This is a genomic window from Pauljensenia sp. 27098_8_83 (genome assembly GCF_041432695.1).
GTDB lineage: Bacteria > Actinomycetota > Actinomycetes > Actinomycetales > Actinomycetaceae > Pauljensenia.
Window position 1 is genome coordinate 1 of sequence record NZ_JAPWAD010000021.1, and the last position, 16579, is coordinate 16579.

The 16579-nt window shown below is 65.1% G+C and carries 11 protein-coding genes and 1 pseudogene; 5 read left to right on the top strand and 7 right to left on the bottom strand.

Annotation, left to right across the window (positions count from 1 at the left end):
• Positions 1–387: pseudogene (locus tag O3656_RS08040) on the top strand (hypothetical protein); the annotation flags it as partial.
• Between the two features lie 1028 nt (positions 388–1415).
• On the opposite strand, the gene O3656_RS08045 reads toward O3656_RS08040, so the two are convergent.
• The 7 genes from O3656_RS08045 to O3656_RS08075 form a co-directional block, all read right to left on the bottom strand.
• Positions 1416–2615 (bottom strand): S8 family peptidase, encoded by a 1200-nt coding sequence (locus O3656_RS08045; RefSeq protein ID WP_500063458.1) that lies wholly within the window; start codon positions 2613–2615, stop codon positions 1416–1418.
• Positions 2594–4147 (bottom strand): hypothetical protein, encoded by a 1554-nt coding sequence (locus O3656_RS08050; protein ID WP_500063459.1) that lies wholly within the window; start codon positions 4145–4147, stop codon positions 2594–2596. The genes O3656_RS08045 and O3656_RS08050 overlap by 22 nt, the downstream gene beginning before the upstream one ends.
• Before the next feature lie 26 nt (positions 4148–4173).
• Complete coding sequence (locus O3656_RS08055) at positions 4174–4641, bottom strand: hypothetical protein (RefSeq protein ID WP_500063460.1); 468 nt, start codon at positions 4639–4641, stop codon at positions 4174–4176.
• A gap of 148 nt (positions 4642–4789) precedes the next feature.
• Positions 4790–5977, bottom strand: a complete 1188-nt coding sequence (locus O3656_RS08060; protein WP_500063461.1) for a S8 family peptidase — start codon at positions 5975–5977, stop codon at positions 4790–4792.
• 125 nt (positions 5978–6102) lie between these two features.
• Positions 6103–8883: a DEAD/DEAH box helicase gene (locus O3656_RS08065; RefSeq protein WP_500063463.1), complete on the bottom strand. Its 2781-nt coding sequence runs from the start codon at positions 8881–8883 to the stop codon at positions 6103–6105.
• Positions 8873–9361, bottom strand: coding sequence for a YbjN domain-containing protein (locus tag O3656_RS08070; protein WP_500063464.1), 489 nt, complete (start codon positions 9359–9361; stop codon positions 8873–8875). Before O3656_RS08070 ends, O3656_RS08065 begins: the two co-directional genes overlap by 11 nt.
• Positions 9358–9816, bottom strand: a complete 459-nt coding sequence (locus tag O3656_RS08075) for a YbjN domain-containing protein (protein ID WP_500063466.1) — start codon at positions 9814–9816, stop codon at positions 9358–9360. The genes O3656_RS08070 and O3656_RS08075 overlap by 4 nt, the downstream gene beginning before the upstream one ends.
• A 360-nt stretch (positions 9817–10176) precedes the next feature.
• Between O3656_RS08075 and O3656_RS08080 the strand changes: the two genes are divergently transcribed.
• From O3656_RS08080 to O3656_RS08095, 4 genes are all read left to right on the top strand, one after another.
• Positions 10177–11268, top strand: coding sequence for a phosphatase PAP2 family protein (locus O3656_RS08080; protein ID WP_500063467.1), 1092 nt, complete (start codon positions 10177–10179; stop codon positions 11266–11268).
• Between the two features lie 1168 nt (positions 11269–12436).
• A complete protein-coding gene (locus O3656_RS08085) occupies positions 12437–12961 on the top strand; it encodes a hypothetical protein (protein WP_500063468.1) in 525 nt (174 codons plus the stop codon).
• Positions 12962–13782: 821 nt separating this feature from the next.
• On the top strand, positions 13783–15702 hold the full coding sequence (locus O3656_RS08090; protein WP_500063497.1) for a ribonucleoside triphosphate reductase: 1920 nt from the start codon (positions 13783–13785) through the stop codon (positions 15700–15702).
• Position 15703: 1 nt separating this feature from the next.
• On the top strand, positions 15704–16516 hold the full coding sequence (locus tag O3656_RS08095; protein ID WP_500063470.1) for an anaerobic ribonucleoside-triphosphate reductase activating protein: 813 nt from the start codon (positions 15704–15706) through the stop codon (positions 16514–16516).
• The last annotated feature ends 63 nt before the right edge of the window (positions 16517–16579 follow it).

Genomic DNA, 16579 nt, shown 5'->3' on the forward strand with positions numbered 1-16579 from the left:
GGGGCCCGCAACAGTGTGAACCGGCTCATCGGAGCCGAGGTGTTGTTCACCTACACCGACCCTCAGTTTGAGGGGGCGTTGCCGGCGATGAACAACCAGATCGAAGGCGCGACCAACGCGCCCTTGCGTCAACTGTTGCGAGACCACCGGGGAATGCGGCTGACCCGCCGGATCAAAGCGATCTTCTGGTGGTGCTACATGCACACCGAAAACCCGCTCCCACCAGCCCAGATCCTCAAAATCATGCCCACAGACACCCAGATTGAAGCCCAATGGGAACACGCCTCGCGCACACACCCCGCAGCCGGTGTCATCCCCAGATGGGGCGACGCCATCGCCTGGCACGACCTCCACCACACAAGCCCCCACCGAAACAACTGGGACTAACCCTCCACCAACTCTTTTTGTCCTTTAACCCGACTTTTCGGCTTGTTAGTGCGGGAAAGTCGGTATTGAAGGTGGTGGGAGCCAACCTGAAGGATGGACAAAACGTGTTGGTTTTGTGGTGACTTTTCGGCTTGTTAGTGCGGGAAAAGCCACATTGAAGTTGGTTGTTTCATCGTGGGGGTATGAATACCCCTCAATGCCCGGCGTGCGGGCGAACGATGACCAGGTATGGGCACTCAGGTTCAGGGGCGCAGTTCGCCGAGGCGTGCTAGCTGCCTGTGCTCTTCGCCGTGCAGGCGGGCCCTCTGATTCGCACATTATCCCGATGATATGCGTGTGGGCCCGACACCTCGCATGTGAACCCGATGATATGCGTGTGGGCAGCGCCGCCTACGTGCATATCGAGAGGTTTACGTGCGTATCAAGGCGTTAACGCGCATATTCAGCGGTTCGCGTGCGAGCTACACACCAGGCCGGGCACCGTCGTGTCCAAAACGCAGCCCGCCTCAGCCGCAACACCCCGTTGTCAATGTTTTTACCGAGGTGGTCTGCGATTTGGGCACCGCACCGCCCTGAACCGCGACATCACCACCGCCCAACGGGGGGATTTGCACCATTAGGGGCGCGACACGCCGGCGACACGCCGAAGGGAGACTCCTAATGCTGCAAACCCCCACCATTACACCTGGTGTCATGCTCCCTCACTGGTGCTGGGCTGCCTGGCCAGGTGCAGTTTAACGTCGGTGAGGCGTCGTCGGCGATGACGGGGAACGTCATGGTCGGACAGCTCCGCGAGGACGCTTGTGTCCGATGGGGCGTTACACCCGATAGGGAAGATTCAACCCCTTCTGATCGGGTGGAATCTTCCCTAACGGGTTGAATGCTCCCGATCAGGCGGAATGTTCCCGATGGAGTTGATCATGTTTGAGGAGCAGTGGCGCGAGCGCGCTAGCCCAACGACACCGCCTCGACCTTGTCAGGGACCGAGCCTCGATCAACACGTTTTGACCTATATCCCCGAGGTTGGCTTACTTGCCGTGGTAGCGCGGGCTGGTCCCCAGGTGAGTGGGGTAGGGGTTACGCTCGTCGCCGATCATGCTCTCGTCCAGACCCCGGTAGGTGTAGGAGTTGTCGTAGGCGATCTCGAAGGGGGAGACCACGCCGTCGGTGTACTGCTTGACCTCGTCGGGCGTCGGACTGGAGCCACCCTCCTTGACTGCCAGGGGGTTCTCGTCGGGGTACTGGCTGGGGTCCGTGTTGACCATTGCGCCGGGTGCGATGCCGCCGTAGCCCGTGTACTTGTTCCACGTGTGGTCCGGGTTGGTTCCCGTGTGAATGAGGAGCTGAAGGAGCTGGTTCGTGGTGGCCTGGGGCCACTTCTGTCGGGCGAGTGCGAGAGAGCCGGCGACGAGGGGAGTCGAAGCTGATGTGCCGCTGGTGGTTACAAGTTCCCCACTTGAATAATCACGAATTTTTACAGGTCCTCCAACAGCTGCGCTGACGACACCTTCACCCCACGAGGAATAGTCTTGAAAGTTCCCGTCGGTATCGATGGCAGTTACGCCGATGACACCGGACCACTTTTCGTAGGTGACATCCGTTTCGTTCTTTGCATCGTTGCCGGCAGCGGCGGCGATGACTATCCCCTGGGACATTGCTCGTGCTATCGCCCACTTGAGAGCTTTACTTCCGCCTGCATATGAGGACGAAATGCTAATGATCTGAGCGCCATCGTTGATTGCGGTATTGATCAGTGATGAGGATTCGTTCTTATCAATACCAGAGACGCCCGCACAATCTGAACCGGCTGAGTCATCGGAAAAAACTAAGCGATATGAGAGGATTTTGGCGTCGGGAGAGATGCCGTAGTCTCGTGCGACCAGGAGTGATGCCATGGCAGTGCCATGGGTTTTGGTGCGCATGGACGAAGTCACCGTGCACGGCGACTTATCGGTGATATCGGCACCTGCCAGCTCGGGAGCGCTGGTGTCGACCTCGCCGTCCAGGATGGCGATGGTGACACCCTGCCCGGTGTAGCCCTTCGCTCGAGCTTGATCCAGGTGGTAGTACGCAAAATAGGGTTGGTCGGCGGCGGTGATGGTGTCCGCTGCGTGCGCCGGTCCGGACGGCAGCGCGGTGGCCCCCGCAGCAAGTGCCAGGGTCGATGCCGCGATGCCGAGCAGGCGCGCCGTGCTGTTCCTACGTGTCACCATTGGCGGGGATCCCATCCGTCGTCCTTGCGTGGTGCGGGCGAAATATCCTTGTCGGAACCGTAGGTCTGCGACAAGGGGTTCACGTAGCCCTCGGGCAGCTCGTCCTCGTCGTCCTCAAAGCGGAACGGCGTGTAGTGGCGTCGCTGGGCCTTCTTCTCGTCTTTCTTGCCTCCTGCGCCAGAACCGCCAGCACCCATGAAGCTGCCGGTTCCCTGAGAGCGACCGCTGGCCGCAGAGCTTCCAGTGCCATTCGCGCCGCTGGACGTCCCCGACATGCCCGTCACACCGGACGTCCCGTTGGTACCAGCCCCCGTCGCGCCAGCAGGAGCGGGGGGCGTGTACTTGCCGAACCCGGCACCGGAGTAGGAACCGGTGCGCAGGGCAGTTGATCCGGCAGCGCTTCCTACTCTCGCTCCTGCTCCACCGGCTCGTCCCATGATGGACGCGGCAGAACCCATACGAGCGGAACCGCGAAGGCCCAGCGCGCCTGCGCCGAACATGCCGACTCCACCGAGGCGACCAGCCGTCGATGATTTGCTGGCTGGGCCACCGTTGAGGCGCCACAAAGGATGATCGCGATCGACGGGGGAAGCCGGGGTGTGACCGCCAATGACACCGTTCGCGTGACGGTCACCGTTGACGCGCGTGTGCAGCAGGTCGATATCCATCAGATCCTGCGGATCGGTGACGGGGTTCAGGCGGGATCCGGGCTCTCCCTCGGAGATATATTGGTTGGGAACACGCTTCGAGGACATGACGCGGGAATCGATGGGACCGCCCTCGTCGTATCCATCCGCATACAGGCCCGAGCCTTGCCCCCGAAGGTCGGAACGCCCATAGTCGTTATCGCGGCTGGCACCGTACACGCCTGCTTCGTGGGGTGAGACCCACATGTTGCCTTGGTCGAGCTGATCGCTGACAGATGGAGTTGAGGGACCGTTCTGGGGAGGTAATTTGATGTCTGGATTCCCCGAAGCAAACTCCTCGACCTGCTCGGTATGAGCCTTCAACTGATCGGCGAGCTTCTGCGCCTCGTCATTGACTCGCTGCAGGATGGCCGTGGCGGCGGCCTCGCGCTGCGCGTTTGCCTGCGCCTCGATCGCGTCCACGTAGGCCGCACCGGTCGTGGCGATCGTGTTGATGGGCTCTCCGAACGGACCCAGGTGCTTTGCGACCGGGATAACGACCTGAGCGAGTCCCCGCATTGCTTCGGTTGCCTTGTCCAGGAGCGTGGGGGACAGGAGCTTTGCGTCCTCGGCGGCGTGCACGAGCAGACGTCGACCCTCGACGTAGTGCTCGGTGCCGGTCACGTACCCCTGACGTTCGCTGCTGTAGCGTTTCTGTGTCTGATCGATCCAGCTATCAATGGCCTCGCCCGTTTGTCCCTCAAAGCCCTGGTATTCCTTGAAGTGGGACACACTCGAGCTCATGACCCCCATTCCTTCGATGATCGTGGAGTGTTCGGAGTCGTAGTTGCGGAGCTTGCGGGATTCCTCCACGCCCTCAACGAACTTCATGAGGCGCTCGTACATGGGGCTGCTCACCATTGTTGTCTCCTCTCATGCGTTTCGGGCTAGAAGTCTGTCTGCGCGTCCTGGGTGGGCGCACCGTTGGTTCCCGCAGTCGTTGCGGGATCGGGACTCGTTGCTGACCCGACAGGTGAGGAGGAGGGACTCGGCGAAGGGGTGGGCGTCGGTGAGGTGTAGGACGATGGGTCGCCCATCGAGTTTCGGAGTGCCTTCAGCTCGTCCCCCGTCGCATGCTCAACGGCGGCAAAATCCTCGATCGCTTGATCGACATTGCGCCCAAAGGAGCGGAGAACGTCATGCTCGGTAGCGGCAATCTTCCCGTATGCGCCGAGGAAAGCGATAAACGCGTTCCGCAGTGCCTGGGGGCCCGCCTCATCGGTCCACAAACGCTCGTATTGTCCGTTGGATAGGCGGGTGATTGCCTCGGAACTCGAGGCTATTGCCGCCCCCCCTTGCTCGACGTCCTGCCGAGTTTGGGCATGCTTATTGGAATCGAAAGCGACGTCAGCCACGGCGCACCTCCTGCGTAGCGAGTCCGCCAAATGCGTGTCCCGCGGAACAAAATCAGACCCTGATCAGCATATGACCAGGTGTTCAAGAAAACAAGTCATATGACGGACAGCGGACGAGGTGCAGCGTTAGTTACTGTGCCCTGTTGGATTACTTGCCGTGGTAGCGCGGGCTGGTCCCCAGGTGAGTGGGGTAGGGGTTGCGCTCATCGCCGATCACCTTCTCGTCGAAGCCGCGGTACGTGTAGGAGTTGTCGTAGGCGATCTGGAAGGGGGAGACGACCCCGTCCACGTACTGCTGGACCTCCTCGGGCGTGGGTTCTACATCCGGGCGTTTAGTCGTCAGGGGGTTCTCGTCCGGGTACTGGCTGGGATCGGTGTTGACCATGGCACCGGGGTCAGCGGGGCCGTACCCCGTGCGATCGTTCCACGCATGATTCTGGTTCGTGCCGGTGTGGACGAGGAGCTGGAGTAGCTGGTTCGGGGTCGCCTGCGGCCACTTCTCGCGGGCAAGAGCCACGAAGCCTGAGACCAGCGCAGTGGACACGGAGGTACCCGTCACCGTTGTGTTCTGACCCGTCGAATAGTCGCGCACGGTCGCGGTGCCCACGGCCGCCGACACAAGGCCATCGCCGCTGGAAGAAGAATCGATCACCTTTCCTTGGGTGTCGATTGCGCCGACGCCAACGACACTGGACCACCAGGACAGGGCGAGAGCGTCGGAGTTCCTGCCTGAGTTACCGGCGGCAGCAACGACAATGACGCCCTGGGACATGGCGCGGGCCACCGCCCACTTCAGGAAGTCTTGGCGTTCGTCGCTGGATACGGACATGTTGATGACCGTCGCCCCGTCGTTCATGGCGTGGTTCATGAGGGACGCGTACGTGTCCTTGCGGACGCCGAAACGGCCTTCGCAGTCCTGTCCGGACGTGTCACCCTCGGCGGTAAAAGACATGCGATACGACAGGATCGTCGCGTCGGGGGCAACGCCGTAGGCATCCGAGGCGATGATCGAGGCCATCGCGGTGCCGTGCGTCTTGCTCTGCGTGCTCGACGTGACGGCGCAGGGTGTCTTGTCGGTGATATTCGTTTTCGCCAGCTCGGGGGCTGACGTGTCGACCTCGCCGTCCACGATCGCGATCGTGACTCCTTTACCCCTCAGGCCCATGTTGCGGGCTTCGCTGAGGTAGTAGTAAGCAAAATACGACTGATCAGCTGCCGTGATCGGGTTGGCGGCGTGCGCGGGGCCGGTCGGCAGAGCCGTCGCACCCGTGGCGAGCGCCAGGGTCGATGCCGCGATGCCGAGCAGGCGCGTTGCGGAAGAGGCAGGTTTCGTCATTGAAAGGGACTCCATCGATGGACAGCCACGACGCGTCTCCTCGTGGCTGGCACACTGATCATGTGTTCGGCGTGATGGGGGACGTCGCTCAGCATATGTTGCGGTTACCGAAAAGGCAACGTGCATCATGCCCCGGGCGCGCGCTCCAGGAGGTAGGTAAGCAGCGTGATCGCGCCCTGTTTGGACAGGGGTTCGTTGCCGTTGCCGCACTTGGGGGATTGGACGCAGCGCGGGCACCCGGACTCGCAGTCGCAGGAGGACACGGCCTCGAGCGTGGCCGCGACCCACGACCGGGCGCTGTGAAAGCCGGCGAGCACGTGCCCCGCGCCGCCCCGGAACGCGTCGTGAATAAACACGGTGGGTGCGCCCGTGTCGTCGTGCAGCTCGGTGGACAGGCCGCCCAGGTCCCAGCGGTCGCAGGTCGCGACGACGGGCAGGATCCCGATCATCGCGTGCTCGGTCGCGTGCAGGGTGCCCGCCAGGTCGGCGGGCTCGATCCCCATGGCGGCCAGCGCCCCCGGAGTGAGGGTGAACCACGTGGACTTCGTGGGCAGCGTATGGGTGGGCAGGAACAGCTCGATGTTGCGGATGAACTCAAGCCCGGGCAGGCGCAGCAGGTCGTAGTCGGTGACCCGCGTCGACACGTTCGTCGGCCCGTGATGCCACGTGACCGTGCCGTCGCCGCACACGTACGTCTCCTCGATCGCGCACACTTCGACGCTCGTGTGGGTCGCCGAGCGCGTGCGCAGGGGAGTGCGCACCTCCTCGACCAGGGCGACGCGCGCGTCGCCCGTCCGCGCGGGCGGGATGATGATCGACGAGGCCTGGGCCACCTCCCGTTCCCCACCCCCGAGGCGCTCGCTTCCCTGGGCACCGCCCGGCGCCTCGGGCAGGAGAGCGCGCGGCCACCCCTGGGAGGCGGGTGCGGTGGGCGTGGTGAGGGAGCTGAGGGAGAGCACGTGGAAGGTGCGCCCCTGGTGGATGTAGATGGCGCCGGGGAAGACGTGGGCGTCGGCGGAGGCCTGGTCGATCGTGCCGATAACGGTGCCGGTGGCCGAGTCGACGATCTGGACGTCGCCGGCGGCTCCGCGCAGGTCGGTGAGGTCGCTGGGGCGCTCGGGACGAGTGGCGTCCCAGAAGAACCCTGAGGGCCTGCGCTTGAGGTACCCGTCGGCGACGAGGCGCTCGGTCACGCCGCGCAGTTCCGGCCCAAAGTAGGTGATATCGGACGGCGTGATCGGTATTTCGGCGGCCGCCGCGGCGACGTGCGGTGCCAGCACCCATGGGTTCGAGGGGTCGATGACGGAGGCCTCGACCTCGCCGAGAATATGCTCGGGGTGGCGCACCAGGTACGCGTCCAGCGGGTTGTCCGACGCGATGAGCACGGACGTGCCCGGCGCGCCCGCGCGACCCGCGCGCCCGATCTGCTGGCGCAGGGACGCGCGCGTGCCCGGCCAGCCGACCGTGATCGTTGCGTCCAGCCCCGAGATGTCCAGGCCCATCTCGAGCGCCGACGTCGTCGCGAGCGCCCTCACGCCTCCCGTGCGGATCGCCTCCTCGAGCGCCCGACGCTCCTCGGGCAGGTAGCCGCCGCGATACGCACCCACCCGTCCCGCGTTCGCGGAACCACGCGCCGAGAGGCGGTCGCGCACCTGAGCGGCCACGGCCTCGGCCCCCGCGCGCGAGCGCACAAAAGCGAGGAGGCGCGCGCCCTCCTCGACGAAGGCGGCGGCCAGGTTGGCGGCCTCGACCCCGGCGCTGCGCCGCACGATCGGGACCGTGAGCGTGGCCGTACCGGGAGGCGCGTCGAGGGCCTCCAGGAAGGAGGAAATATCGACCTCGGACTCGTCGGCCATGATCGCGCCCTGCCACAGGACCAGCTCGTGGGCACCGGCCGGCGATCCGTCCTCGGTGATCGCGACCGCGTCGCGCCCCGTCAGCGCGCGCCCCACCGCCGCCGCGTCGCGCACGGTCGCACTCAGCATGACGACCCGCGGATCCGCGCCCAGGTGGTGGGCGACGCGCAGCAGACGGCGCACGACCAGCGCAATGTGCGAGCCGGTCACGCCGCGCCAATGGTGGGCCTCGTCGATAACGATGAGGCGCAGCGACGCCAGGAAACGCGACCACCGCTGGTGCGACGGCAGCATCACGTAGTGCAAGAAATCAGGGTTCGACAGGATCAGGTCGGCCCCCGCGCGCGCCCACTCTTTCGCCTCGCGCGGCGTGTCCCCGTCCACGGTCGTCGCGTGCACGCGGCGCAGCCTCTCATCGACGAGGCCGGGGCTTCCTGCCGGGTCTGCTTCTGCCTGCGTTTCGGCGGGGGTCGCGTCCTGGCCGAGCAGCGCCATGAGCGAGGCCAGCTGATCCGCCGCCAGAGCCTTCGTCGGAGCCAGGTAGAGGGCCGTCGGGCGGCGGTGAATCGCGGAAATGCGCGACGAATCCTCGGCCTCCACCAGGTCGGACAGGATCGGCGTCCACGCGGCCAGCGACTTGCCGGACCCCGTGCCCGTCGCGAGTACGACGTCGCGGCCCTCGCGTACAGCGTCCAAGGCCTCGCGCTGATGAACCCACGGGCGCTCTACGCCCCGGCGCGCCCACGCGTCCACGACGGCGGGGCTGACCCACTGCGGCCAATCCGCGATCCGCCCCTTCCTCCCCGGCAGCGTCATGTGGCCGAGCAGCCGATCATCCCCCGCGCTGAGGCGCTCCACGACCGCCAGCAGGTCGGCGGGGGAGGGAGAAGAGGCGAGGGTCGGCGGGGCCGTCGTGTTCGGTTGCGCCTGATCGTCCGCCTCGCCTCGAGGCGACGCCGACTTCCTTGTGTCCGGGTCCAAGCGCGCGCGGCCGCGTGAAGCCGCCCCGGCCTCGTACGAGTCGGGAGAGGCAGGGCGGTCAGCGCTCATCCGCGCCCGGATTCACCAACCCCAGCGCCTCGGAGGCGGACTCCTTCACGTACTGGATCGCCGCGATACCCGTCGAAATACCCGACGAAATAGCGTCACGCAGCTGCACATCCGACAGGCCGGCCTCCGTGTCCACCACGAAATCCGCGTACACGCCCAGCGTCCCCTCCGGCGACGTCGACGTGTACACCGTCGGAAAATACTTCTCACGATTCCAATTGTCCGCAGTTGCAAACAGAGCGGGCTCCGCGCTCTCCGCCGGCAGATCCGACTCCCACAGCGCACGAATCGACAGGAAACGCCCCGCCGTATCAAACGACACCAGGAACGGAACATCATCGAAAATCGCGCCCGCCGCGTGACCCTTCTCGATCACATCCAGCCCGTAGCCCATCTCGCGCACGGCCTCAACAACCCGCTCAAAATCAGCCGGGTAGGGGGTCACCTCATCTTCGGGAACCACGTACGGAACGTTCACAGCGAAGCCTCCCGACCCTGAGAATCCCAATCCACGAACCCCGGCAACGTCACCTCAAGATCCGCGAAAAAACCCATAATCATCGACATGGACGTCTCAAAGAAATTATCCAACTGCGCCTGAGTGAGCCCCGACATGACCACGACGTTGCACTCCGCGATCAAGCCATACTGCGTTCCATCCTCCAGGGGAGCCAGGTACGCCTTCGGGCCCGTGCGCGTCGAATTGCAGGCCGCGACCTCGCGGGCCAGCTCACCGAACTGCTCGGGCGTGCGCGCAATCCCGCGCCACTGCGCGCGCAACTGCAGAATCTGAGGGTTCGTCGCATTCCAGAAAAACGCGGCATTCGGCGTCAAATACGCCAGCTCGCCCTCGTTGTAGTCGCCGAAACGCACATCGCGAGAACGCAACAAATCCCGAATACGATCGGTGCTGACAGGTGAAGATGCAGCCACTGACAACTCCCGAGTGACACGTATGGATCGGACACCCCCACTGTAACCGAGGCCTCTCTCCCGCGCGCGCCCACCTTGTCTGACAACTTCCGTGCGCGTGTCGGCTGTTGTTCGTTGTGCCGTGCGTGCCGCCCAGGGGTACCGTGTGTTCCGCCCCTGCCCGGGACGAGGCCTGTGGAAGGTGCGCGGGCATCCCAACTGAGTGCCGCCCACCCGGGGCAGGCCTTGTGCTTCCCTGCCCACCCCAGTCCCCTGTGCGATCGCCTTCGACTAGCGTCAAACCCGAACCGATCCACACGCCCGCGCCACACTCCACTACAGTGGAGACGGAATACGCCATCGACACGAACGGAGGACACCATGGACGACCCCAACGCCGCCCTGCCCTCCGACCCCACCGTCGACGAGTCCTACACCAAAGGCTCGCGCCCTGCGCGCGCCCGCAAGCGCTCGTCGGCACCCGCCGACGCCGCCGGCCGCACACCCCGCGAAGACAGCGCGTCTGCGAACCAGCGTGCCACCCGAGCACGCACCCCCAGCCCCGCACCCGCCGACACGCCTGCGGCGAACGGGCCACGGCCTCGTCGACTCGTGTCCGACTCCTGGTACCGGCTCAAGCTGGCCCGACGCATCGGCGGCGTCGCCACCTGCCTGCTGCTCACGATGCTCATCAGTCACGTCGCCCTCGCAACCGCGCCCGGGCAAGTCCTCGACACCATCCTCATGGAAGGCACGATGCGCTCCGCGAGCCGCTACGAAGCCTTCTCCACACTCATCACGGGCATCGTGTCCGTGCCCGTCATGGTCGCATCCGGCCTCTTCGTCGCCCTTGTCGCCGCCGCGCGACGCCGACCCACCCTCGCCGGGCGCGCCCTCGGAGCCGTCGTCGGCGCGAACGTCACGACCCAAATCCTCAAGGACTACATCCTCACCCGCCCCAACCTCGGCGTCACAACGGGTGCCGGCAACTCGCTGCCCTCCGGGCACACGACCGTTGCCGTCACCCTCTCGCTCGCCCTCATCGTCGTCGCACCCCAATGGTTCCGCAGCCCGTCCGCGTGGATCGGGTGGGCGTGGACATCCCTCATGGGCGTGTCCGTCATGATGGAAGGCTGGCACCGCCCCTCCGACGTCATCACCGCCGTCCTCATCGCGGGGGCGTGGGCGCTCGCCCTGTCGCCCATCGAGCGGCGGCCCCGGCACGGCGCGAAAGTTCAACGCGTGATGGTGTGGGTGAGCCTCGGGCTCATCGTCATCGCGCTGCTGGCCACCGGTGCCGCCATGTGGGGCTTCAGTATGTCCGCCGCATCCCCCGGATCCGGCTACGGCTTCGAGGACTTCCTGCAAGTGAGGCCCTGGCGGTCCCGCGTCCTCGGCGTCGCCGCCGTCGCGTGGGTGAGCGCCGCGTGCGGCCTCATCATGCACGAAGTCGACCGCCTCGCGGGCGAGTAAATTCGGCGGTTCCGGCGGCTCCGGCTGATGTGCTGCGGTTCCGGCTGATGTGCTGCGGTGCTTGTGGCACCGCTGGTGTTCCGGGCGCTGCCTGTTCTTCGGGCGCTGCCTGTGGCGTCGCTGGTGTTCCGGGCATCGTCGGGCCTGGCTGCTGGGTGTGCCGGTCGGTGGTGGCTTTTCTGCTCATGGTGCTTGTGGTGCCGGTGGTGTTCTGGGCGTTGTCGGGCCTGGCTGCTGTGTGTGCCGGGTTACTTGCGTTGCTTGTGGTGCCGTTGGCGTTCCGGGCGCGCCTGATTTCCGGCCGCCGCGTGGCCTGCCCGCCCGCTCGCCGTCTGCGCTGCGAGCTTTCAGCTCGGCGCGTCGTCTCGAAGCCCGGCCGGGCCCTGCAGGCCTCGCGGCGGCCTCTGATCGGGCGGTGCTTATCGTTAGTGTGTTGCCGGTCAGGCCCCTGCGGCGTCCTCCGCACCGGCGGTGCCTGTGTCGCTGATCGGCGGCTTGGTGCTTCGTCTCGAACCCCGGACTGGCCCGTCGGCCTGCCCCCGTGGCCTGCCACCACGTCCTGGCCCGTCGGCACAGCAATTTCGCATGCAATTCCCCTATATCTATTTCAAACTTTGAATTCAAATCGTTGGAATTGCAACGTTTTCAGATGTTGTTGAAAGTTCATGCAATCGAATTGCATGCGATTTTGCTGAGTGCTGGCCCTGCCGCCCACGGGCACTGTAGCCAAGACGTGCATGCGGGATAAAGTTCTCCCTGCTCGGGTTGTTGGTGGCTCGAGCGGTACAAAGTTCTCCCTGCTGGCGTCAAATGCCCCAAAATCGGCGTTTTTCGGTGTGCTGGGAGAGTTTTGTCCCGGGTGGGCCGCTGGCTTCGGTGTGCTGGGAGAGTTTTGTACCGGTTCGACCCGCGAGGGCTGCGAACAGGGAGAGTTTTGTACCGGGCCGTCGAATCAGGTGTGCAGGGCCGGTTTCGTGAAACCACCGGAACCACTGCGGATTACCAGTTTGCTGCTGACAGGCATCGGACGTCGTGACGTAACTAGCCCCACATGACTCTAGCGGTGGATAATGGCGGCGGGTTATCGAGCTGCTGACTTGGCAGGCAGTGGCCCTGCCGTCGGCGCTCCAACCCCGCCACCAACCGCAGATCACCAGAAAGGGCCGCCATGCCTCGTCCCGCATCAGCCGTCGTCACCTCCAAGCCCGCGCGCTTCGTCCTGGCGCTGCTGCGCATCGCGGTTGGCTTCATTTTCCTGTGGTCGTTCGTGGATAAGACCTTCGGCCTGCACTATTCGACGGGCCCGTCGCGCGCGTGGATCAACGGTGGCACGCCGGCGCAGAGCTACCTGACGGGCGCCACCACAGGCAAGCCCCTGGCCTCCTTCTTTGAGTCCCTCGCCGTGCCCGCGATGGATTGGCTGTTCATGCTGGGTCTGCTGGGCATTGGGCTGGCATTCCTGCTGGGTATCGGCACGCGGCTCGCGGCCATCGCGGGCGTCGTCATGCTGGGCTTCATGTACGCGGCCGTCGCGCCGTGGGTGTGGGGCTCCCTCAATCCGGTCGTCAACGAGCACCTGGTCTACGCGCTCGTCCTCATCCTGATTCCGCTCACCAGCGCGGGTGACACGCTCGGTCTGGGCGCGTGGTGGAAGGGCCTGGGGCTCGTCAAGAAGCTGCCCTTCCTCGTCTGATTCGTTCCCTCGACGAGGCCGTGGCCGGGTTCTCCGGTCGCGGCCTCCGCGTTTTGTGGTGGGGGCTGTCGCGTTGGTGGGGGCTGTCGCGTTGGTGGGGGCTGTCGCGTTGGTGGGGGCTGTCGCGTTGGTGGGGGCTGTCGCGTTGGTGGGGGCTGTCGCGTTGGTGGGGGCTGTCGCGTTTCGTGGTTTCCCAACAATCTCGCATGCAATTCCCCTGGGTCTATTTCAAATGTTGAATTGCGATCGTTGGAATTGCAACGTTCGTAGGGGATGTTGAAGGTTAAAGTAATTGAATTGCATGCGGAATTTTGGGTGCGAGGCCGGGGTGCCGGGAGCGTGGGAGCGCGGGGTGTCGGGAGTCGGGACGTAGGTCCCCGATGGATCCCGAAAAAGCGTGCATGTGATGAGGGGAACGGCCCGCCGCGCGCGTCGCGTTTCTGACGCACGATTGACACTAGATATTGTGGTCATCGTTCGGCTCAAACACTAGATCTAGTGATTCGTGATCGCGTACCCCTAGATCTAGGGGAGGCCACACCGGGCGGAGGAAACCTCCATCACCCACAGTGCCACGACCGCGCCCCACAAGGGCGCAGTGTTCACGACGTGTCGATCACGCGTCCGAACAGCAGGACGGTCGCCCGCCGGAGGCGGTGAAGCGGCGGCGGGCCGCCTTCGCAACGCAACGCCGCGACACGGCGACACAGTCCAACAACCACACAGCGACAACCACACACAGCCCCACCACACAGCGACAACCACACACAGCCCCACCACACAGATCCCCACGCCGAAGTACCCACTGCAGAACTGCAGAACTGCAGAAGTGCAGACACGCAGACACGCGGCAACGCAGAAAAGACAGGACCAGAACAATGACCGCACCCCGATACGACGTCGACGCTATTGCAACCGTCGAGGAGTACCTCGATCGTTCCGATTGGCGAGTGAACGCCAACGCGAACCAGGGGTATTCGCTGGGCGGTCTGATCCTGAATTCGGCGGGCAAGATCGTCGCCAACTACTGGCTTGAGCACGTCTACACTCCGGAGATTGGCGCGCCGCACCGCGAGGGCGACTACCACATCCACGACCTCGACATGTTCGCCGGCTACTGCGCCGGCTGGTCCCTCAAGCGCCTCATCCAGGAGGGCTTCAATGGCGTCGGCGGCGCGATCGCCTCGGCCCCGCCGCGCCATTTCTCGTCGGCCTGCGGCCAGATCGTCAACTTCCTCGGCACCCTCCAGAACGAGTGGGCGGGTGCCCAGGCGTTCTCCTCCTTCGACACCTACATGGCGCCCTTCGTGCGCCTGGACGACATGGAGTACGAGGAGATCGTGCAGTGCATGCAGGAGCTCATCTACAACCTGAACGTGCCTTCGCGCTGGGGCAGCCAGTGCCCCTTCACGAACCTGACCTTCGACTGGACGTGCCCGGACGACCTGGCCGACGAGCATCCCCTCATCGGCGACGAGGTCGTCGACTTCACCTACGGCGAGCTGCAGCGGGAAATGGACCTCATTAACCGCGCGTTCATCGAGGTCATGACGGGCGGCGACGCGGACGGCCGCGTCTTCACGTTCCCGATCCCGACCTACAACATCACGCCCGACTTCGACTGGGAGGGCGAGAACGTCGACGCCCTCTTCGACATGACGGCAAAGTATGGTCTGCCCTACTTCCAGAACTTCATCAACTCGGACCTGGACCCGCACATGATCCGCTCGATGTGCTGCCGCCTGCAGCTGGACCTGCGCGAGCTCCTCAAGCGCGGCAACGGCCTCTTCGGGTCGGCGGAGCTCACGGGATCGATCGGTGTGGTCACGCTGAATATGGCGCGCCTCGGCTACCTGTACAAGGGTGACGAGGAGGGCCTGGTCGCGCGCATGGACGAGCTCATCGACCTGGCCTCGAAGTCCCTCGAGATCAAGCGCGAGACCATCCAGTACCACATGGATCACGGCCTCTTCCCTTACTCGCAGCGCTACCTGGGCACGCTCGATAACCACTTCTCGACGATTGGCGTCAACGGCATGAACGAGATGGTGCGTAACTTCAGCGATGACGCCTACGACCTGACGGACCCGCGCGGCTTTGACATGTGCGTGCGCATCCTGGACCGTGTGCGCGAGCGCATGGTTCAGCTCCAGGAGGCCACCGGCCACATGTACAACCTAGAGGCGACCCCCGCGGAGGGCACGACGTACCGCTTCGCGAAGGAGGATCGCAAGCGCTTCCCCGACATCATCCAGGCGGGCACGCCCGAGGAGCCGTACTACACGAACTCCTCGCAGCTGCCGGTCGCGTACACGGATGACCCGTTCCAGGCCCTCGAGGATCAGGAGGTCCTACAGGGCAAGTACACGGGCGGCACGGTCCTGCACCTGTACATGGGTGAGCGCGTTTCCTCGGGCGAGGCCTGCAAGGAGATGGTGCGTCGCTCGCTGACGGCCTTCAAGGTCCCCTACATTACGATCACGCCGACCTTCTCGATCTGCCCGGTCCACGGCTACCTGGCGGGCGAGCACTTCACCTGCGACAAGTGCGCTGCCGCTCACCCCGACGCCGAGCCGCAGGCCTGCGAGGTGTGGACGCGCGTGATGGGCTACTTCCGCCCGGTCCAGTCCTTCAACATTGGCAAGAAGGGCGAGTACCACGAGCGTCAGATGTTCTCAGAGACCGCCGCGGACGCGCACGGGGAGCTCGTCAGCGCGTTCCCTCCCGCGGGGAGCCGCTGACGTGAGCGCACGTCCCCCGATTGGCGAGGCCGGGGCTCCCCGGGAGGGCACGCTGAGCCTGGGCGGCCCCGGCCTCGTCGGGGGGCGAGCGAACCGCGAGTGGACGCCGGACGACCTGCAGATCGCCGGCCTCGTCCCGATGTCGACCGTGGACTGGCCGGGGAAGTTCGCGGCGTCCCTGTTCCTGCAGGGGTGCCCGTGGGCGTGCCCGTACTGCCACAACAGCGCGATTATCGACCTGCGCATCCCGGGCGTGGTCGCATGGAGCACGCTCGAGGATCTGCTGGCGCGCCGCCGCGGCCTCCTCGATGGCGTCGTGTTTTCCGGCGGCGAGGCGACCCGCCAGGTAGCGCTGGGGGCGGCGATGGCGCGAGTGCGCGAGCTCGGCTTCGGCGTCGGCCTGCACACCGCGGGCCCCTACCCGCGCCGCCTGGCGGAGCTGCTGGGCGCGGGCCTCGTCGATTGGGTGGGCATCGACGTGAAGGCGACCCGGGGCAACTACGAGGCCGTGGCCGGGCGGTCGGGTGCCGGCGAGCGGGCGTGGGAGTCGCTGGGCATCGTCCTGGCCCACCCCGAGGTGGACCACGAGGTGCGCCTGACCGTCTACCCCGACGGACCCTCCGACGGCTTCGAGGTTGCGGCGTGCGCGAGAGAGATGGGGGCGAGGACCTTCGCCCTCCAGCAGGCCCGCGACATGGGGACGCCGGACGGGTTCTGTGCGACGAGGCCGGGGTGGGACGACCAGGTTCGCTCCCTCGCGCGGGACATCGAAACCCTGGGTTTTGACAGGTTTATCTTCCGTGGTGACTCGTAGAGCTTTTGTCAAGTGACAGCGCCGCATGGTGGGAAAAAATATGGTGAAGGTTTCACTTGTGAC